Origin of the sequence: Arthrobacter sp. CJ23, assembly GCF_024741795.1 — a bacterium.
In the GTDB taxonomy this organism is placed as follows: domain Bacteria; phylum Actinomycetota; class Actinomycetes; order Actinomycetales; family Micrococcaceae; genus Arthrobacter.
In genome coordinates this window covers 2,015,928-2,033,838 of sequence record NZ_CP102950.1, presented here as the reverse complement: position 1 = coordinate 2,033,838, position 17,911 = coordinate 2,015,928, and the positions used below count along the sequence as shown (strand labels likewise).

The 17,911-nt window shown below is 64.2% G+C and carries 23 protein-coding genes and 1 pseudogene; 13 read left to right on the top strand and 11 right to left on the bottom strand.

The genetic code is table 11. From position 1 onward, the window contains the following. Positions 1–72 precede the first annotated feature (72 nt). Positions 73–600 carry a pyridoxamine 5'-phosphate oxidase family protein gene (locus NVV90_RS08990; protein WP_309304106.1) on the top strand — a complete coding sequence of 176 codons (528 nt, stop codon included), beginning with the start codon at positions 73–75 and terminating at the stop codon, positions 598–600. A gap of 26 nt (positions 601–626) precedes the next feature. Here NVV90_RS08990 and NVV90_RS08985 read toward each other — a convergent pair whose 3' ends face one another. Continuing rightward, positions 627–1,469: a universal stress protein gene (locus NVV90_RS08985; protein ID WP_258441120.1), complete on the bottom strand. Its 843-nt coding sequence runs from the start codon at positions 1,467–1,469 to the stop codon at positions 627–629. Between the two features lie 317 nt (positions 1,470–1,786). Between NVV90_RS08985 and NVV90_RS21050 the strand changes: the two genes are divergently transcribed. From NVV90_RS21050 to NVV90_RS08975, 3 genes are all read left to right on the top strand, one after another. Beyond that, on the top strand, positions 1,787–2,176 hold the full coding sequence (locus NVV90_RS21050) for an alcohol dehydrogenase catalytic domain-containing protein (RefSeq protein WP_396125368.1): 390 nt from the start codon (positions 1,787–1,789) through the stop codon (positions 2,174–2,176). Beyond that, a complete protein-coding gene (locus NVV90_RS21045) occupies positions 2,146–2,586 on the top strand; it encodes a hypothetical protein (RefSeq protein ID WP_396125367.1) in 441 nt (146 codons plus the stop codon). The genes NVV90_RS21050 and NVV90_RS21045 overlap by 31 nt, the downstream gene beginning before the upstream one ends. A gap of 229 nt (positions 2,587–2,815) precedes the next feature. Continuing rightward, the gene (locus NVV90_RS08975) at positions 2,816–3,286 is read left to right on the top strand and encodes a pyridoxamine 5'-phosphate oxidase family protein (protein WP_258440803.1); all 471 of its coding nucleotides are present in this window, start codon (positions 2,816–2,818) and stop codon (positions 3,284–3,286) included. Positions 3,287–3,369: 83 nt separating this feature from the next. Here NVV90_RS08975 and NVV90_RS08970 read toward each other — a convergent pair whose 3' ends face one another. After that, the gene (locus NVV90_RS08970) at positions 3,370–3,771 is read right to left on the bottom strand and encodes an Hsp20/alpha crystallin family protein (RefSeq protein WP_258440802.1); all 402 of its coding nucleotides are present in this window, start codon (positions 3,769–3,771) and stop codon (positions 3,370–3,372) included. Between NVV90_RS08970 and NVV90_RS08965 the strand changes: the two genes are divergently transcribed. After that, complete coding sequence (locus NVV90_RS08965; protein WP_258441267.1) at positions 3,721–4,629, top strand: hypothetical protein; 909 nt, start codon at positions 3,721–3,723, stop codon at positions 4,627–4,629. The two genes, NVV90_RS08970 and NVV90_RS08965, sit on opposite strands and share 51 nt — an antisense overlap. 34 nt (positions 4,630–4,663) lie before the next feature. Here the strand turns inward: NVV90_RS08965 and NVV90_RS08960 are convergent, their stop codons facing one another. The 5 genes from NVV90_RS08960 to NVV90_RS08940 all read right to left on the bottom strand — a co-directional run bounded on the left by NVV90_RS08960 (position 4,664) and on the right by NVV90_RS08940 (position 7,938). Next, the gene (locus tag NVV90_RS08960) at positions 4,664–6,124 is read right to left on the bottom strand and encodes a multicopper oxidase family protein (protein ID WP_258440801.1); all 1,461 of its coding nucleotides are present in this window, start codon (positions 6,122–6,124) and stop codon (positions 4,664–4,666) included. Beyond that, positions 6,124–6,384, bottom strand: coding sequence for an SHOCT domain-containing protein (locus NVV90_RS08955; RefSeq protein WP_258441119.1), 261 nt, complete (start codon positions 6,382–6,384; stop codon positions 6,124–6,126). Before NVV90_RS08955 ends, NVV90_RS08960 begins: the two co-directional genes overlap by 1 nt. Before the next feature lie 453 nt (positions 6,385–6,837). Further along, entirely contained in the window at positions 6,838–7,203 is a 366-nt protein-coding gene (locus tag NVV90_RS08950; RefSeq protein WP_396125392.1) for a recombinase family protein, read from the bottom strand. Between the two features lie 214 nt (positions 7,204–7,417). Next, positions 7,418–7,741, bottom strand: a complete 324-nt coding sequence (locus NVV90_RS08945) for a type II toxin-antitoxin system death-on-curing family toxin (protein WP_258440800.1) — start codon at positions 7,739–7,741, stop codon at positions 7,418–7,420. Next, positions 7,738–7,938, bottom strand: coding sequence for a hypothetical protein (locus NVV90_RS08940; RefSeq protein ID WP_258440799.1), 201 nt, complete (start codon positions 7,936–7,938; stop codon positions 7,738–7,740). Before NVV90_RS08940 ends, NVV90_RS08945 begins: the two co-directional genes overlap by 4 nt. A gap of 654 nt (positions 7,939–8,592) precedes the next feature. Here NVV90_RS08940 and NVV90_RS08935 point away from each other — a divergent pair. Continuing rightward, a complete protein-coding gene (locus tag NVV90_RS08935) occupies positions 8,593–8,742 on the top strand; it encodes a hypothetical protein (protein ID WP_258440798.1) in 150 nt (49 codons plus the stop codon). A 60-nt stretch (positions 8,743–8,802) separates the two neighbouring features. Here the strand turns inward: NVV90_RS08935 and NVV90_RS08930 are convergent, their stop codons facing one another. The 3 genes from NVV90_RS08930 to NVV90_RS08920 form a co-directional block, all read right to left on the bottom strand. Continuing rightward, complete coding sequence (locus NVV90_RS08930) at positions 8,803–8,961, bottom strand: hypothetical protein (RefSeq protein WP_258440797.1); 159 nt, start codon at positions 8,959–8,961, stop codon at positions 8,803–8,805. Between the two features lie 841 nt (positions 8,962–9,802). Then, positions 9,803–10,432, bottom strand: coding sequence for a cysteine hydrolase family protein (locus NVV90_RS08925; RefSeq protein WP_258440796.1), 630 nt, complete (start codon positions 10,430–10,432; stop codon positions 9,803–9,805). Positions 10,433–10,487: 55 nt separating this feature from the next. After that, complete coding sequence (locus NVV90_RS08920) at positions 10,488–10,802, bottom strand: ATP-binding protein (protein WP_258440795.1); 315 nt, start codon at positions 10,800–10,802, stop codon at positions 10,488–10,490. A gap of 536 nt (positions 10,803–11,338) precedes the next feature. Here NVV90_RS08920 and NVV90_RS08915 point away from each other — a divergent pair. Continuing rightward, positions 11,339–12,118 (top strand): isocitrate lyase/phosphoenolpyruvate mutase family protein, encoded by a 780-nt coding sequence (locus NVV90_RS08915; protein ID WP_258440794.1) that lies wholly within the window; start codon positions 11,339–11,341, stop codon positions 12,116–12,118. Between the two features lie 41 nt (positions 12,119–12,159). On the opposite strand, the pseudogene NVV90_RS20965 reads toward NVV90_RS08915, so the two are convergent. After that, positions 12,160–12,339, bottom strand: a pseudogene (locus tag NVV90_RS20965) (LysR family transcriptional regulator); the annotation flags it as partial. A 210-nt stretch (positions 12,340–12,549) separates the two neighbouring features. Here NVV90_RS20965 and NVV90_RS08910 point away from each other — a divergent pair. From NVV90_RS08910 to NVV90_RS08885, 6 genes are all read left to right on the top strand, one after another. Continuing rightward, positions 12,550–13,182 carry a CHAT domain-containing protein gene (locus NVV90_RS08910; protein WP_258440793.1) on the top strand — a complete coding sequence of 211 codons (633 nt, stop codon included), beginning with the start codon at positions 12,550–12,552 and terminating at the stop codon, positions 13,180–13,182. An 807-nt stretch (positions 13,183–13,989) separates the two neighbouring features. Then, entirely contained in the window at positions 13,990–15,468 is a 1,479-nt protein-coding gene (locus tag NVV90_RS08905; protein WP_258440792.1) for a sialidase family protein, read from the top strand. Positions 15,469–16,135: 667 nt separating this feature from the next. Continuing rightward, complete coding sequence (locus NVV90_RS08900) at positions 16,136–16,639, top strand: IS3 family transposase (protein ID WP_258440791.1); 504 nt, start codon at positions 16,136–16,138, stop codon at positions 16,637–16,639. A 56-nt stretch (positions 16,640–16,695) separates the two neighbouring features. Then, entirely contained in the window at positions 16,696–16,893 is a 198-nt protein-coding gene (locus NVV90_RS08895; RefSeq protein ID WP_258441266.1) for a hypothetical protein, read from the top strand. Next, positions 16,842–17,273 (top strand): IS3 family transposase, encoded by a 432-nt coding sequence (locus tag NVV90_RS08890; RefSeq protein ID WP_258440790.1) that lies wholly within the window; start codon positions 16,842–16,844, stop codon positions 17,271–17,273. Before NVV90_RS08895 ends, NVV90_RS08890 begins: the two co-directional genes overlap by 52 nt. Positions 17,274–17,340: 67 nt before the next feature. Next, a complete protein-coding gene (locus NVV90_RS08885) occupies positions 17,341–17,535 on the top strand; it encodes a hypothetical protein (RefSeq protein WP_258440789.1) in 195 nt (64 codons plus the stop codon). The last annotated feature ends 376 nt before the right edge of the window (positions 17,536–17,911 follow it).

Genomic DNA, 17,911 nt, shown 5'->3' with positions numbered 1-17,911 from the left:
TGAGACAACGCCGGTCTTTCCCCACGAGCCTATGACTGCTCTCCGGACCCCCGGCAGGGTCCAAGGTCCCGCATGATCTTCAGGACCTACTCCCCCATCGACCAAACGTGTAGGCTCAGCGCCATGGATGGTTCGGAGACAGCCCCGGAGACGGAAGCCCTCAGCGTTCATGACTGTTGGAAGTACCTCCGGTCGACGTCCACGTGCAGGCTTGCGGTGATCAGCGGCGGAAATCCGGAGATCTTCCCCGTGAACTATGTGCCTAACTACGGAACAGTGATATTCCGGACCGGTCCGGGAACCAAGCTGGATGCAGTGCTTTCCGGGGGCTTGGTCGCGCTGGAGGCGGACGGCTTCAATACCTACGGCACGATCGCGTGGAGCGTCGTGATCAAGGGATTTCCTGAGGTTGTTTCGGGCCCTGACAACATTCAGGAAGCGGTCGAGGCCGGTCTTTCGCCCTGGGAACCAGGATCCAAGGATCACCTGGTGCGGATCACCCCCACGGACCTCAGCGGCCGGCGCTTCGTCATCGGCCCACCCTCCCAATGGTGGCCGCCGCTCGATCCCCCCTCCCCAGGACAGGGAACCGACGGTTAAACGAGCCGGGCGGCCATGGCCGACCCTCACGCGGGCCGTGTCAGAAGCGTCGGGCACCGGACGTCCAGCAGCACCGACTGGGCCACGGACCCGACCAGGAGGTGTTGCCCGCCCCGTCCCTTGCACCCTATGACCAGAAGCTTCGCTGCGGATCCGGCATCGACCAGCGCCTCGGCCGGGGCCCGCCGCGGGTCCAGGACTTCGTTCACCACCAGCCCGGGGTACCTCCCGGAGAGCCCTGCCGCGGCTGCCGACAAGAGCAACTGTCCGTCGTTCTTTGAGTCTGCATCCAGGCCGTCCGGGCGCGGGCCACTGGACGCAGGAGCATCACCCCCGCAGGCATGCACGAGCGTCAATTCCTGCCCCATCCGAAACGCCTCCCGGGCGGCGTAGTCCACGGCCAGCCCGGAATCGCTGGAACCGTCTACACCCACTACCACCCCCGAAGCTTCCCGTGTCGACGGGGCCGGAATGACAGCCACGGGGCAATGGCTGATGATTGCGATCTGAAAACTCACGGACCCGAACCCCTCGCCATGGCTGTCGGGTCGCCGGTCTGTTCCGACGACGACCATGCCCGCCTCCGCGGAGAGCGTGCGCATGCTCTCCGCAGGCTCCCCTACGCTGAGGGCCCCGACCACGCGCAGAGACGGAAACAGGGCACGTAGGCGCGCTTCCTCCCCGCCAAGCAGGTCCATGGCCTGCGCCATCGCCCTCTTGTGAAGGGCGTCTTCCCGGAAGGCCCACGGCTCGGGAACCGCATGGACAAGGTTAAGTTGAAGACCGAAGTCCCGTGCACGTTCGGCCGCCCAATCAGCGGCGGCGCTGCCTGGTGCGGAACCGTCAATGCCGACCAGAATCTGCTTCATCTTGAGCACACGCACTTCCCTACCCGGACGCGGTCACTTTCCCTTCAGTTTCGCCGGGGCGCTCCTGACCCGCTAGGGCCGGAAGACCCTCCCGGCCAGGGCCTGCTCCGGGGTATGGTCCTCGAAGAGGCACCTGCCGTGCGGCCCGGTGCCGTACGGTCTTCGCGAAAGGAGAGCGGCGTGCTGATCCTGGCTCGAAGGCTACATTCTCGATGCCGCCACGGCCGCGGGACCAGGCCTATTGTCCCCGGTCCCCGGCGCCCTCGGGCGGACGGCAGGCCTCCTGGCCACACAGTGGACCATGAAGGGAGCATCAGATGCGGGCATGGGGGGTAGCAAGCCTGGGACCGATCGCGGCTCGGCCCCAGGTGCAGGGGACACGGCAGAAGCCCCAGCCGAAAGCGGGCGAGCTGTTGCTCCGCGTCAATGTTTGCGGCATCTGCCGGACCGACCTTCATTTGGCAGAAGGGGATTTGCCGCCCCGCCGCGCCAACGTCGTTCCAGGCCATGAGGCCGTGGGAACCCGGTTCACTGATGAACAGGCGGCTCCCCTTCTGTGTTCGGGAATCATCGGTTACCGGGCCCTGAAACGGTCTTCACTGCCTCCCGGCGGGCGCCTGGGCATCTACGGCTTCGGGGCTTCGGGGCTTCTGCCCACCTTACCGCCCAGATCGCCATGTATCAGGGTGCCTCGGTCTTTGTCATGACACGATCAGCGGAGGCGCAGGCGCTGGCCCGAAGCCTGGGGGCAGAGTACGTTAGCGGCGCTTTCGACTCTCCCCCGGTCAAACTCCATTCAGCGATTCTTTTCGCGCCCGTGGGTGACTTGGTGCCGGTGGCGCTGCGGGCCTTGGACCGGGGCGGAACCCTTGCCATTGCCGGCATACACCTCAGGGACATTCCTTCCCTCAACTACGCCAACGACCTCTTCTACGAACGACAAATCCGCAGCGTCACTGCCAACACCCGCGCCGATGGCAATGAACTCCTGGAGCTTGCCGCTGGCATGCCTTTGATACCAACCACCACGACATACGACTTCACGGCTGCGGACCAAGCACTTGACGATCTGGCCAATGACAGAATCACGGGAGCGGCGGTACTGAAAATCCACTAGCCTGGGAAATCCCTGAAGCAACGGGACAGATCTGCGTCAGGCGGCCTCATCGCGCCAAAGATTGCCAGCTTTTCGGACGTGCAATTCGCGGCCCGTTTCTGAAAAATCGAGTGTTCACGCTTGCTCCTGCGCTGCAACAGCGCCATACAGTTCCCGGCGCCACCTGTATAGCACCCGCCCGGGACTTTGTGCCCTGTCCGATGTTCCGGGCCAACCTTAGGATCACCACATGGTTGACAAGAACGCAGTACCGGAGGCGGAAGAACTCGACGCCGAGGAATGCTGGAAACTTCTTCGGGAAACCGGTGTTGGGCGGCTGGGGGTCATCGCTGATGGCCGGCCCGACATCTTCCCGGTGAACTACAAGGTGGATGGCAACTCAGTTGTCTTCCTTACCGGGACGGGTACCAAGACCCGAGCCATCGAAGAGGATGCCGCCGTCGCGCTGGAGGCTGACGCGGTGAGTGCCGAATTCGGGATGGCATGGAGCGTCATTGTCAAGGGGAAGGCAATCGGCAATTCATCGACGGAACAGACCCTCGATGCAGTAAGCCGCGCCCTTTTCCCCTGGCAAGGGGCCGGGAAGGACCTGCTCTTCAGGATTGTTCCCGATTCAGTGACGGGACGCAGGTACACGGTCACAACGGACATGCGGTGGAGAGTCGGCGTGGACGACGCGAGCCGTGCGGGGATGGAATAGTCCGTTCCGGCGCTGCCGGAAGACGTTCCCTTGCTTGGGGCAGGCTCCCCGGCATTGGACGGGATGCGTCCAATCCCCGCACCTTAGCTGCGGGATATCTGGATTTTCTGCTTTGCCGCTTCAGTTCCGCCTTCCGGCATGGGCGCTCTCACTTCAAGGACGCCGTCCTTGAAGCTGGCGCTGATGTCTTCCACTTTCACGCCCTGGGGCAGCAGGATGCTCCGGAACATGGATCCATAACGGAATTCCGAGGGGTAGCTGCCCTCCTCCTTCTGTTCGCTCGTCTCCCTGCGCTCGGCACGGATCGCTGGTGGGCGGCCGCGACCGCAGGCACGACCGGCCGACGCGGAACCTTCGCCTGGAACCGCGCCGAATGGGCCACCGTCCTGGCCTCCTACGCCCGCACCAATGACTGGGCCGGAATCCCCGCAGGCGTGACCCGGCCCCTGAAGATGGCCCTGGTGAGCTCCCGCGTTCCCACGCACCAGTCCGCCGTGGTCGGCGCATCCCTCCGATCCGGACTCGTCCCCACCCTCCGCCTGGACGTCACAGCCCCCATGGACGAGACGGTCGCTGCCCTGAACCGTTTCCGGCCGAGGGTGCTGGTCGGCTACGCCTCGGCACTGAAGCCCCTGGCCGCCGAGCAACGCGCCGGCCGACTGCACATCTCACCCCAAGGGGTGATGTCCGCATCCGAAGTGCTCAGCCCACAGGTGGCCGCGGAACTGGAAGCCGCATGGGGGACAGCCCCATTCGACGTGTACGCGGCCACCGAAACCGCCGGGATCGCCTCGCCCTGCACCTACCGGAACCGCCATGTCTACGAGGACCTGCTCATCATCGAACCGGTGGATCAGGCCGGCCTCCCCGTGCCGCCGGGAACAACCGGCTCCAAGCTCTTCGTCACCGTGCTGTTTTCGCGGACCCTGCCGCTGATCCGCTATGACATGTCCGACACGGTGAGGCTGGGCGGACGGGGCTGCCCCTGCGGGCGTTCGTTCACCCTGCTGGAGGACACTGAACGGCGGATCGACGACATCCTTCAACTGCCCGGCCAGGAAGGCAGGGTCAGCATCCACCCGAACGTGTTCCACGATGTGCTCGACTTTGCCGCTCAGTGGGGGTGGCAGGTCATCCGGGAACCCACCTGGCTGCGGGTCCTCCTGGCTGGTCTGGCGGCCGGTGCCTCCACGGACGGTGTCCGCGCCGCAGCGACCGAGGCACTGACCACAGCCGGCGTTGTTCAGACGCCGGTGGACGTGCAGGTGGTGGAGCACGTTGAACGGACCGCGCTGGGAAAGGCCCCGTTCGTGCGCGGGTTGCCCCGCACGCCTAAAGGCTGAGTGCCCGAGCCCGGAGACGCCGGCGGGCGGCTTCTTACCGGACTTCGATGACGCCCATCATTCCCAGGTCCTCGTGATCAAGGATGTGGCAGTGGTACACGGAACGGCCCGTGAAGTCATCGAAAGCCACCCGGACCTTCACCCGCCCGTTCGCCGGCAGGTTCACCACGTCCTGCCGGCGCACGGAGTCGACGGCCTGACCGTTTTCCTCGATGATCTGCATCGGCCAGACATGTAGGTGGAAGGGGTGGTCCATGGGGCTGGTGTTGACCAGTGTCCACTCCTCGACGCTGCCCGCCGCAACAATTGTGTCCGTCCTGGCGTCGTTGAACTGCCTGCCGTCGATGGTGAAACCCATCATGCCCATGGCCATGCCGGTCCCGATTCCCAGAGTCAGCTGCCGGCGGGCTGCCACGGCGGAGGACCTCAGATCCACAGGCGCGGCCCCCGCAGCCAAGGACGGCAAAGGTCTACCCGAATCGCCAACCACACGCAGTGTCACCAAAGGGGCGCCGTTCCGGTCCTCCGTGCGCACCGCCCCGGCTCCGCCCCGGCCCATCATTCCCGGCATGGCACCCCTGTCGTAGTATGTCGTGCGCAGAACAGAGTCGCCGGTGGCCGTATTGACCAGCAGGTCCGCCCGGTTGCCCGGCGTCAGCAGCAGTTCCTTCACCTCGAGCCGCTGTCGAAGGCGGCCCGAGTCCATACCCAGGAGCTCAAGGTGTTGGCCGTCAAGGCCCAGGCGGAGATAGCGGGTCACGCACGCGTTGATGATCCGCCACCGTTCGCGCTCCCCAGGACGGGCCTCCAGCCGGGGGTTGAGCTGGCCGTTGACCAGGAGGAGTTGGCCTTGGCGGCCGGCCATCCGGTCCATCCCCGAAGTCGGCTGGATGTCGCCCAGCGCGTCCAGGGTGGTATCGGAAACCACCAGGACCCGTTCCCGGCTCACCTCAATGGCCGCGGGATCCTCTACGATGATCGCCCCGAAGAGGCCGGCGAAAATCTGATCCGCGACCAGGCCGTGACGGTGGGGGTGGTACCAGTACACGCCCGGCGGGTGGTCGGCAGGAAGCCTGTACTCGTAGTCGAAGGTGGACCCGGGGCCGACCCTGACGAAGACATTGTCGCCGTTGCCCTGGGGAGAGACATGCAGCCCGTGCATGTGCAGGTTTGTCGGCCCGCCGAGGTTGTTGACGAGGCTGACTTTCAAGACGTCGCCAGGGCGGACTCGAAGCGTCGGACCAGGAATTTCCCCGTTGTACGCAAGGGCTGACGCCGGCTGCCCTGCAAGCTTAACCCTGCCTGGCCCGGCCTCAAGCCGGACCTCCAGCCGGCCATCCGAGCTCTGCAGAATGGATGGCTGGGTCAGTTCGTCTCCGACGGCGAGGGTCGGCCGGGATGTCAGCGTCAAGAAGAGCCCCGTCCCGCCCGCGGCCATGCCGGCCAGGCCCAAGCCGCCCAGGAGCAGCGCCGTGCGACGACTGACGGGCTGCACTAGGGACCCTCACCGAGCACCCTGAGCCGTTCGCGGTACTCCTCCGCGGTCAGCTCTCCCTTCGCGAAGCGTTCATCGAGGATCTGCCGCGCCCCGCTTCTGAACGGAGGCTGGCCGCCCGGTCCCTGAGGGCCTCCGGCGCCATATCCACCTCCGCTGAACAACCGGACCGCGAGGACCACCAGTAACGCGATCCCAATGAGCGCGAAAAGGCCCCAAAGCCACATCCAGCCCATGTCCATCCCGTAACCCCACATCATCACCGGCACCTTCCACCTCACCAGCCGTTCCTCCGATTGTGACAAGGGGGCCGGACAGGCCGGTAGAGTCCAAGGACCTACGCCAAACGCAGACCCGATGCCAGGTCCAACACAGTGATGCAGGTACAAACTGCTGCTTCAGCGAGTAAAACCCACATCCAGGAGACACCCCACTCGTCGAGGGCATACCCGGGGCCCGGCTGGCTTGTCCGGCATGTTCCTGGCGACGTAGAGCCTGGTACTGAGCCCGGTCTGGATGGCGCCATTTGGAAAGGCGTTCCTGGAACTGTCGCTTTCGCTTTCGAAGTGCAGCCGGCGTTGTCCTGATCGGCACAGGGCTGCGACCGCTCGCCTCGCGCCAGCGACGTCGGAAGGTGCGATCAGAGATGCTGCCACGTAATAGATCTTCGATTTGGACTCATCGAAGACCGTCGCCCGGCCACGCCATGTGGCTCAGCTCCAGTCTGCCCTTGGGAATGCCCAGAATCTGGACCAGCGGTGCGGGCAAGCTCTGGGTGCCGGCTCGTCCGGAGATCTTTCACGTCGGGGATGCGGTTGTAGAGGATTCCGGGAATGATACGCAACAGCTTGGCGATCGAGGTGATGCTGGCCTTGGGGTTGGTCAGCATGTCCCTGGCAGCGCGGATGATGTCGGGCGTGACAACGCTGGGCCAGCCTCCGACGCGGACGCGGGCCCGCAGCGGCCAGGCCTTCGCGGGTCCCTGCCACGACCAGGTCTCGGATGAATTCGGCCAGAGCGGCAAAGACGTGGAAGACCAGTCTGCCGCCCGGGGTGGTGGTGTCAAGATTTTCGTGCAGGGGTGTGAAGCCTGCGACTCGGTGCCTGAGCTGGCAACTGTGGTGACGAGCCCCTGGAGCGACCTTGAGAGCGGTCCAGGGACGGAACCACCAAGGTGTCCCCCCGCTTGTACAAACTCATGCGCGGTGCTTCCGCGAGTCCTATTTTGACGCCGCAGGCACCCGGAATCCCTACGGTGGGACCAGGGTTTGTAAATAGAGGTGGCACACTCCTTCAGGTCCGTGCTGCCGGAAGCCACGCCCACGACGAGATTGAAAGCCTCGTCCGTAATGAAGTCGTGCCGGAGGCCGCTGATCCACAACAGAAGGACCATGTGCGTCCAGGCGGTGCGCTTATGCCGTCAATGAGCGGATGGAAACGGGCCACGGACTCCAGCAACGCGGCCGCCTTCATAGCCAATTCAGGATAGGCTTCAGCGCCCATGACCGTTGTGGCGGGTCGGGCCAGGGCCGAGGCGAGCAGACCGACGTCACGGATGTGGAACCCGTACCGGTCGATCACCTGCAGCGCGTCCTCAATGTCGAGGTACGCGGTCACGCATCCTCAAGCCGCGTCAATAGATCAGCGTCATGGCCCATGACGAAGTCCAACCCCGCACTGATCTCACGCCGGCGCGAGTGGCGCTGCAGGACCAGCTCGGCACCCTGGAGGAGCAACGCCGACTTGGAGGTGTGTCCCTCGGCAGCAAGCCCATCAAGCCGGCGGTCAAGCTCTTCGGGAACACGCAGATTCATGGCCATACCCCATGGCACGGAACTAGTACCAACTCCCACCGTCAGTCACGGCCCATCCCACCCGGGAACGAATGACGTCATTGAGAAGTTCACGTTCCGCCAGCCCAATCACGGGCCTGCTGGAACGTCACGTCGTCTGGGCCCGGGAAGGCCATGAAGAAGTAGCAAGCCAAGGGCGTCGCCCGCCGAAAGAAGGAGAGGCACCCGGCCACAGCACCGGCCACCAACAAGAAAGGCCCCCGAGGGGCCCATATGTGAACAGCTTGTTCACACTCAGAGGCCCACAAGCCCCTGAACAGGGAAACACTGTGCCCGAGGTGGGAATCGAAGGCGATTCTAGGCCTTGGAAATACGGGGAAGTCCCGGAAACATGCGGAATCCGGGCCAGTCCGGGGACAGTAAGAGCCAGTCCGAAGCGAAAAGTGTGGACATTGTCCACACTTGTTTTTTGCGCTCTCCTACGGCAACGGTACACACCGGAAATGCCTGAGCTACGCGCCGTTGGCCGGCACCAAGCCAGAAAGGACATGCCAGTGCTGACTTCATCAGGTCATCATTCTCAGGCACGTATCCAGGACCCATGCACATAACTCCCCCACTTCCATCAGCTGTTGACCTCTCTCGCCTTTGATTTTGCATTCGACAGCGCAGGACATGACCGACACGAACGGCCATGCCCGCCGCGTCCGCGGCGACGTCAAACTCGTCGGCGGTGCTGCGCTCATCCTTCAAGGAGTCCGCAACCGCCCCACCGCCGGCATCGACGCCACTACACCGACAAAGCGTCCGTGGACGCCCTCGTGACTGGCATGGCCGCGGACTACGACCCCCGCGCCGGACCGGCTCATTGCCAACCCCGCAGCCTTAGTCCCGGACCAGGCCACCTGGTTCGAACTCGAACACTTCGACGGACTCACCATCCACGCGGCAGACACCGAAACGCTCCTGGCCATGAAGATAGCCGCCGAACGCGACAACCACACCCTCGACATCGCCTGCCTCCTGCGTCGGCTCTATGGCCATGCCCTGTAATCCACTAATCCACGTCATTTATATGCGTTTAGTGCAGAGTTTCCATTCCCCAATCTAGCCAAGTCTGTGCCCGGAAGGGGATCCTAGGTAGCGCAGAACCCTTTCCGCGTAATCGAGGTAGGAGCGTCCGAAGAGCTCAGTCTGCGTGCCCTCTTCGCCCAAGATGGCGGGGTGCTCGACAATCAGTTCGGCCGGCAACGTCACGAGGACCCAGGATGAGCCTGCCAAGGCTCCTGCTCCAAGTTGGATGAGCCACCAATTGAGTACTTCCGGGGGCGGAACTAATCCCGGCAGATCCACCGAAGGGTCAGCCACAGCCGAGCAAGTATTCCCTGGTGCGTTGTGGCTGCGGGTGTGCACCGGCGCTTCGTAGACATCCGCCCGCGTCGAGGCCTGTCGGGTAGTTCCCCGTCCGGTGCCGTTCCAACAGCCAGTCCAGCGACTCACCGCTGCTGGTCAGTGACTGCGCCCACGCGGCGTGCGTCCATGTGTGCGCAACCTCAGCCGGTCCACCAACAAGCCGTCCTCTGTTTCCATCATTTCGTCCTGTCACAGCCAAATAGCACCCGAGCATCGCCCACGAAAATGGTGACTGCCCACGCCATTGGGCTACACCGCGACGGGTTGATGCGTCAAAGACCCTGTCTTCCCACTTGAATACCCAAGGCTTGCCAGTATCATCAGGCCCGGCGTCGCCCGCATTCAGCTCCCGGTAGGCCGGGAAGGGCCAGTTCATGGCGATGACAGGCTCCCCGTTGGCCTCCAGAAGAACTGATCCCCGTTTGGATGGTTGTGGCTTTGGAGGATGATCGCTCTGTCGGGGGCTTACTTGCTACCGGATGCTGCGGCCTTGTGCGGCGGAGGTGATGAGGTCGCTCGTGGTCAACGGCGCACCCGTAACCAGTGCTGCGGTCCAGGTCTCGGTGTCGGTGACGGCGGCCCAGTTCGAGTGCAGCAGCGCCATCAGAGTCTGATGGACCTGGCGTGCTGGCGCGCTGCCGGCGTCGTTGGAGAGGTCGATTGCTCCGGTCGCGTCTGAGAGGACTTCGACGGCGAAGCCGAGAGGCTCGGCGGCCGCGGCGGAGGCGATCACGCAGTTGTTTGTCATGTACCCAACGAGAGTGATCGTGTCTATGTCTTGTTCACGCAACCAGGCTTCGAGGTCGGTGTCTGCGAAGATGCTGGAGAACTGCTTGCTGATGCGCTTTGCTGCCGCGTTCTCGTGGGCGGCCACTTCGGGGTGGTTCAGCCACGTCGCCGATCCGGATGCGAACACCGGGGCTTCTGCCGACTCTTCGTGCTGGACGAGCACCACCGGCACTCCGGCTTGCTGGGCGGTGTTGATCGCGATCTGGATGCTGGCGATGGAGTCATCGCGGGCCGGATATTGAATCGGGAGCAGTCCCTCGAAGTATTCCTGTTGGGCGTCGATGACGATCAGGGCTCGGTGCGGTGCGGTCATGGGGGTTCTCCTTGAATGGGGCTGGTCGTGAACGTGTCGCATGTTGATACGGGTGCTACCGCGCGGCGGCCGAAGGCGGTGCCCCTAGGTATGGCAATGCGTAGTGATCGGCGATCAGGGCGATCCTGCGCTGGTCGAGGATTGTCGAGTGGCCGCCGACGACGAGCATCACCTCATCAACACCGGAAATCATCGATCGAGTTCCTCGAAATAACTGGGCGGTCCTGGCTCCGAGCACCAAATCCAAAGCACGGAGTAGTGAAGACTTACCGACATCGTTCGCACCAACGACAACGAGATTATCTCGGACCTCTATCTCAGAGTCCATGAGTCGCCGGTAGTTCTCAAACTTGATCCTGCTGAGCTTCACGATGCTTCTCCCGCTGCGAACACATCTCGTCCTGTTCGAGCACCAACTCGATAGCTTGCGATGTCCGAGCAATAGCCGGGCCCAGAGCCATGTGTGCCATTCGTGCAACTCTTGCACCCACAGGCGAGGAGGAGGCCGATGGCGCCGCGCGGCTGACGGTGGCTGATGCTACAGACCTATCCCTATACCCTTACAACTCGCCCTCGACACCGACCACCACATGCTCGGCGCCGGCATCATCGCCGGCTGGAACACCAACAAATGCTCCGCCTACAAAACCCACCTTGACATGCCATAACTGGAGGAAGTCCGGGGCGGAGCACCTCGTCCAGCTGTTCATTGGCAAATCAGACATCTATCCTGAGCGCTCGACTGATTGGGGCTTGAAGCCGGGTTCCGGCACACAGAGGGTTGCACATCCCGGTTTACTTCTGAGCCGCCCCTTTACGTTTTCCCACCCGCTTTGTCATGGAAGGGCGCCTTACGTCTAGGCTGACTTTGGCGAGTGATCCCAACCATGACGACGGAGGACGACCATGACCGAATCAAATATCCAGGCCTGGGCAGAGAAATTGAAGGCTCTGCATGAGGCACCGGAAATCCTGAGTGTGGTCAACGTGTGGGACGCCATCAGCGCCTCGACCGTTGCAGCCCTTCCTGAGACGAAAGCCATTGCCACCGCCGGGCACTCGATTGCGGCCGCGTATGGCTACGCCGATGGAACCATGCCCCTGGATGTCGCGCTGGATGGCGTGAAGAGGATCGTCAACGCGGTTGAACTTCCGGTCACCGCAGACCTCGACGACGGCTATGAAGACCCAGCCGAAACCATCCGCCGGGCGATTGGCATCGGCGTCGTGGGCGCCAACGTCGAAGACCGCTTGCGTCCTTTCGATGAAGCCGTCGCCCGAGTGAAGGCGATCGTCGACGCCGCCAACGGCGAGGGCATCGCGTTCCAGCTGAACGCACGCACCGACGCCATTGCGAAGGGCGGCGACCGCCCGATCAAGGACAGCATTGAGGACGCCATTGCCCGTGGTCGCGCCTTCCTGGATGCAGGAGCAGCGTTGGTATTCGTCCCTGGCGCCCTGACACGCGACGTTATCGAGCCGCTCGTCGCAGGCCTCGGACACGGCAAATTGTCTGTGATCGGCGCCCCCGGAGCGCTTCCCGCAACCGAGCTCCAGGAACTCGGCGTTGCGCGTGTTTCCTACGGCCCGTTTACCCAGCGGGTCGCCTTGCGCGCCCTCCAGGATCTCGCCGCCGATCTGTACGGTTCCGGCGTCATCCCTACGGACACTCCGGCTCTGAACTAAACCAAAGAAACCGGTCCCGCTGGCATCAAAGGCGGGACCGGTCAGGAGCCGGATCGCGTGTCGAAGGCAGCCGCCCACTCGCGCAAGAGACGGGCATCCGTGTCCACTGGAAGGGAAGTGGGCCTTCGCCTGTCGAACCTTCGCAGGGCGATGTGTCGTGTCCCCAAACCCGGGACGTCCAGGATGTCCATCTGGTCTCGGACGACGCCCGTTAGTGCCAGGGGCCCACGATGCCAACCCTTCACCGGGTGGTCGTTGGGCTCTTTCAACGGGCCTTGGAGCTGCGGGTTCCCCACAACCATTTCGCGCTCTGGATGATGACCCTCTTGGATGCTGGTGGTTGCCATGTCCCACACCCCGGATCAACCCGATCTGCCCGGCACCACCCACGAAGCCGACACCCTGCGCAACCTGTATGCCGGAAGGAGACAGTGTTTGGTCTCCCCGGCACCGACCCCGCCACCTACGACACCGTCCTCGCAGTCCTGCCCAGCCACCCTTTGGTGCACTTCTCCTGCCACGGCGAAAGCGACGTGACCAACCCCTCGGCCAGCCACCTGCTGCTGGACAACTACCAGACCCGTCCGCTGACCGTGCTGGACCTCACGGCGACCCACCTGCACGAGGCGGAGCTGGCGTTCCTGTCCGCCTGCACCACCGCCCGCACCGGCGCCGCCTTGCCCGAAGAGCCCATCCACCTGGCGACCGCCTGCCAGCTGGCCGGCTACCGCGACGTCATCGCCTCCCTGTGGCCCATCAACGACAATGACACCGCCTGGCTCACCGAAAAGTTCTACACCACCTACACAATGACGTTCCCGAACGCCCCCGGGGTCGCCACCGCCTTGCATCACGCCACCCGTGACCTCCGCTCTCTCTACCGCCACCGCCCCAGCCACTGGGCCCCTACACCGGCCCGAAACCCACCACGCAAGGACGCATCCTCCCCGCAGCCGCGTGCCATATCGGACACGGCTACGAGCACAGCCCATCTCTATGTCCCTATGCCATTGATTCCGTTCCACCGCTGCTTTCGGCACCGTCAGGCGGGATTGTGGATCTAACGGTGCATCCGGCCCAACACGCCGGGCGGCAGCTCACTCAGCGAGGCCGGGGCTGGCGATCGGCTGTGGGTGGTGAGGTTGGGTGCGGCCCCACCACACCGGGCCCTCCCCACCACAAAACTCTCGTCCAGAATCACTTCGCTGTACGTGAGCCCGTTCGCGCTCGCCGTCGGGGTCTTGGTAGACGCATTTGCGAAACTCATCGCAGCACCCGGACAGCGACCGGTATTTCGCGGGGCATTTATTGAGGCTTGCACCCCCATTTCGCGCGCACTTTAGGTGAGTCTTGTCAGGCCCTTGCGCGGTAGCCCAGCTTGTGTTTCTCTGAGCGCATGAACGAGCAGCTCCGCTGGCTCGACGGCCTCCCGCAAGCCGATCTGATCCGGGCACAGAAGGCGAGCCCCGCGGAACTCAAGGCTACCCGAGCTCAATGCTCTGGTGAGGGAGGCTGTGCCTGGCGGGCCGCCGGGGGCTGGACACGCGCACGACGCCGCCCTCCCGCGGCCAGCGCGCCGGTCGCGGGGGTCGCGTTCCTCGGCCGGGCGGACGACGACGCCCGGCTCATGGCCCTGGCGGCCCAGCTCGAGGCCGCCAGGCCTTTGGCGCGGGCATCACCGACGCGTGCTCGAACCGCGAGGGTCTTCGAGCCGTTCAGCGCGAGCCGCGGGGTCGCCGAGGACGGCCCTCCGCCTTCGAGGCCGAGCCGCTTGGTGACCTCGTGAGCTGGACTTTCCCGGAGCGCACAGGCCCGTAGCGGCCCTCGACCGATGTCGTACCCCCAGCACCCCACCCTTGTAGGAGAAACCAATGATCGCCAAACACCTGCGCCGAGCCGCACTGCTCACCATGCTGCCGGCCGCGCTCATGCTCAACATGTCCGGAGCCTCCGCCGCCACGACCAGCCCCCTAGCCGTCGCGAGCGGGGCCAGTCCGTTCTCGGCCTGCACGCTGGGCTCCGCACCCGGTGCCGTGAACTACCCGAACGCCGAGGTGGAGCCGTGGGTCGCCGTCAACCCGAGCAACTCCAACAACATCATCGGCGCGTGGCAACAGGACCGCTGGTCCGACGGCGGCGCGCGTGGCCTCGTGGTCGGTTACTCGAGGGACGCAGGCGCCACGTGGAATACGGTAGCCCAGCCATTCTCGGCCTGCGCACCGGGAGGACCTTCCCGCTACGACCGCGCCTCGGATCCGTGGGTCTCGATAGGTCCGGACGGCACGGCCTACTCTGTATCCCTCTCCTTCCAAGGTGTCGGCAACGACAATGCCGTTCTCGCCTCGGCCTCGCATGACGGCGGAGCAACATGGACTGCGCCGAAGACCCTGATCGAAGACCTCGGCTCTCCGCAGTTCTTCAACGACAAGGAGTCCGTCACTGCTGACCCAATAATCCCGGGCACGGCCTACGCGGTATGGGACCGCCTCGTCTCACCGACCGACAACCCGAGGGCCGCGGCCCACGCGGCCGCCTTCGCGGGACCGACGTTCTTCTCCAAGACGACCGACTCGGGCGCCACGTGGAGCTCGCCGACGGTCATCGTGCCCACTGGCAACAGGCAGCAGACCATCGGCAACCAGATCGTCGTCGGGCCTGACGGCACGCTCTACAACTTCTTCGACCTCATCCTGGGCACGGGCAAGAACGGTGTCGACAAACTGCATGGGCTCAACGTGGCGTTCACCAAGTCCACGGACGGGGGCGCCAACTGGACGGCCCCGCAGGTCATCGCGAAGCTCAATACCGTGGGCGTCACAAACCCCAACACGGGGGCGCCCGTCAGGACCGGGGACATCATCCCAGAACCAGCCGTCGACCCGGCCACCGGGCAACTGTACGTCGTGTGGCAGGATTCACGGTTCAACGGCGGGCACTACGATGAGGTCGCGATCTCGACGTCGACTGACGGAGGCATGACCTGGAGCGCGCCGGCGCGGGCCAATACGCCGCAGGGCGTCCCCGCCTTCACGCCGAGCGTCCGCGTCGCCGGCGGAAAGGTCGGCATCACGTACTACGACTTCCGGAACCTCAGCGTCGGGAACTCGAGCACGCTGCCCACGGACTACTGGTTTACCTCCTCGCCAGTGGGCACTCCTGCATTCGCGGATGAGACGCACGTGTATGGCCCGTTCGACATGATGACGGCGCCCGTGGCCCGTGGGTTCTTCGTGGGCGACTACGTCGGTCTGGCCTCCATCGGCTCGTCGTTCGCCTCGCTGTCCGTACGGGCCAACGACGCGAACACGTCCAACCGGACCGACGCCGTGTTCACGATCATCACGCCGTAGGCGAACCGCTCGGCAGCCCGGTAGGTGAATGCCGACAGGCCACATCCGGAAGCCAGGTCCTTAGGCCGTGGTGACGAGCCACCCACCCCGTCCAGCCCAGGAAAAGCGAGGTGCCCGGACAAGGTGAACTGCTCCCCGGAAGTTGGACTGAGAAATTCAGTTCTGACTCCCGGGGAGCAGTTTTGCGTTCAAGTAGTTCATTGGCAGAGGTCCAGCGCGAGGCCGCTGTAGCGTTGTTTGAGAAAGGCCTTGCAGATACGGCGACGGCCAGGCTGCTGGGCGTGTCCCGTTGGCCGGTCAAGAGGCTGTATCGGCGGTGGAGGATTCGTGGTCAAGGAGCGCTGGTGACCAAGCCGACAAAAACAGTCATACTCTTTCGACTTCAAGCTCGCGTTGGTCGAACGGTTCCTTGCAGGCGAGACCGCCCCGGATCTCGCCGCCGAGGCTGACCTCTCCTCTGCTGTGTTGCTGAGACGTGGGTGCGTGCGTATCGTCGCGAGGGCGCTGACGCCTTGCGCCCGAAGCCCAAAGGCCGGCCCCGGAAGCCCGATTCCCCGCCGCCGACGGAGCTGCCCGAGCTGGAGCGGTTGCGCCGGGAAAACGAACGGTTGCGCGCCGAGGTGGCCTATCTGGGAAAATTACGTGCCTTGAGGGCACAAAACCAACGGTGAAGGTCCAGGCCCTCATCGCCCTCAAGGCTGACTTCCCCCTGCCCGTTCTGCTGCAGGTCTCAGGTCTTGCCCGGTCGACATTCTTCTACCACCAGACCCGCCTGCAAGCCCCCGATCCGCACGAGACACTCAAGGCCGCCATCACGGAGATCTTCGAGAAGAACCACGGCCGGTACGGGCACCGCCGCATCCACACCGAACTGCTCAAACACGGCTGGAGGATCGCGAAGAAAACCGTGGTGAAGCTGATGCGCTCACTCGGGCTGGTCTGCAGGGTCCGGCGGAAGAAACGCTACAACTCCGACCAAGGCGAACAGGGCACGGCTGCGCCGAACCTGCTGAACCGGGAGTTCGACGCCGATGCCCCGAACCAGAAGTGGGTGACGGACGTGACCGAGTTCAGCGTCGGGGACCGGAAGCTCCATCTCTTACCGGTCATGGACCTCTTCGACCGGCAGATCATCTCCTACACCATCGGTTCGTCCCGAACCTGGAGCTGACCAACACCTCACTGCGCGAGGCCCTGGTGGCGCTCAAGCCCGGCCAGCAGCCGCTCGTGCATTCAGACCAGGGCTTCCAGTACCGGCACGCCTCCTGGCGCACCCTTCTCAAGGGCGCCGGCGCGGTCCAATCGATGTCCCGCAAGGGCAACTGCTACGACAACGCGGTGACGGAGAACTTCTTCGGCCACCCAAAGAGGAAATGTTCCACCGCGTCCGGTACATCAGCACCGACGCGCTGGCCGCACAGTTGAACGAGTACATCCGCTGGTACAACACCGAACGGATCTCGACAAAGCTCGAGGGCCTGAGCCGGTGCAATACCGGGCCCAGGCCCTCGCGGCCTAGGATCTTACTTGGCCAGTCCAACTTCCTGAACATTTGCCCACATTCGGCCGCCAAGGCCCGAGTCGTGAGCGGCGTCTCTTGCCCTGAGCCCCGACCCACCTCATGCCAAATCTTTGCCCTTGGTTTCGGGCGATGCGAAGACGGCTGGCCGGGATTATCCAGGCGGCGCGCTGAAGTGCGCGGGAAACGGCGACAACGGTCGGTCTTTTGCCGGAGGCTTCCCTCGTTGCCAGAAGCACCTTCCGGTTCTGCATGCTCGGTGCTGTGGGAAAGCGGCGCACGGTGAGGGCAGCCCCCACGAAGGCCAGGCCGGCGAGGACGACAACGGCGAGCCCGGCTTCGACGAAACGCAGGTGGACGGAGACGTCCTCGGAGGAGCAGATGACTTTCGGATCGAAGCCGGCCTCCTGTTGGTGACCCACGTCCGGGGACCTGAGTCCTCGGCCTCCACCGCCCAGGCTGCGTCGGCCAGTTGGCCCATCACGGGGACCGCGACGAGCGACACGGAAGCCGAGGAATTCCTCGATCACTACGGGGCAGCGGGGTAAGCCTTCGCGCCACAGGTTAAGCAAGATCATGTAGTCCGGCGACCGCCCCACCGTGGAGAAGCAAGACCCCAGAACCACAACCACCCAAGAAGGCGAGGCACTCTGACAAACGAAAAAGGCCCCCGAAGGGGCCCATCCGTAAACATTTTGTGCACACTCAGCGGCCAACAGGCCCCTGAGCTGGGAAACACTGTGCCCGAGGTGGGACTCGAACCGGACTCCAGGCCTTGCAAACACTGAGATCCCGCCGAAACATGCGGAATCCGGCCCAGTCTGGCAGCAGTACGGCCGAGTCCGAGGGCCAAGGTGTGCACATTGTGCACACCCCCTTCTTTTGCCTTGCGGCAGCAACGCCGAGCCCTGATTCCACCGGAGC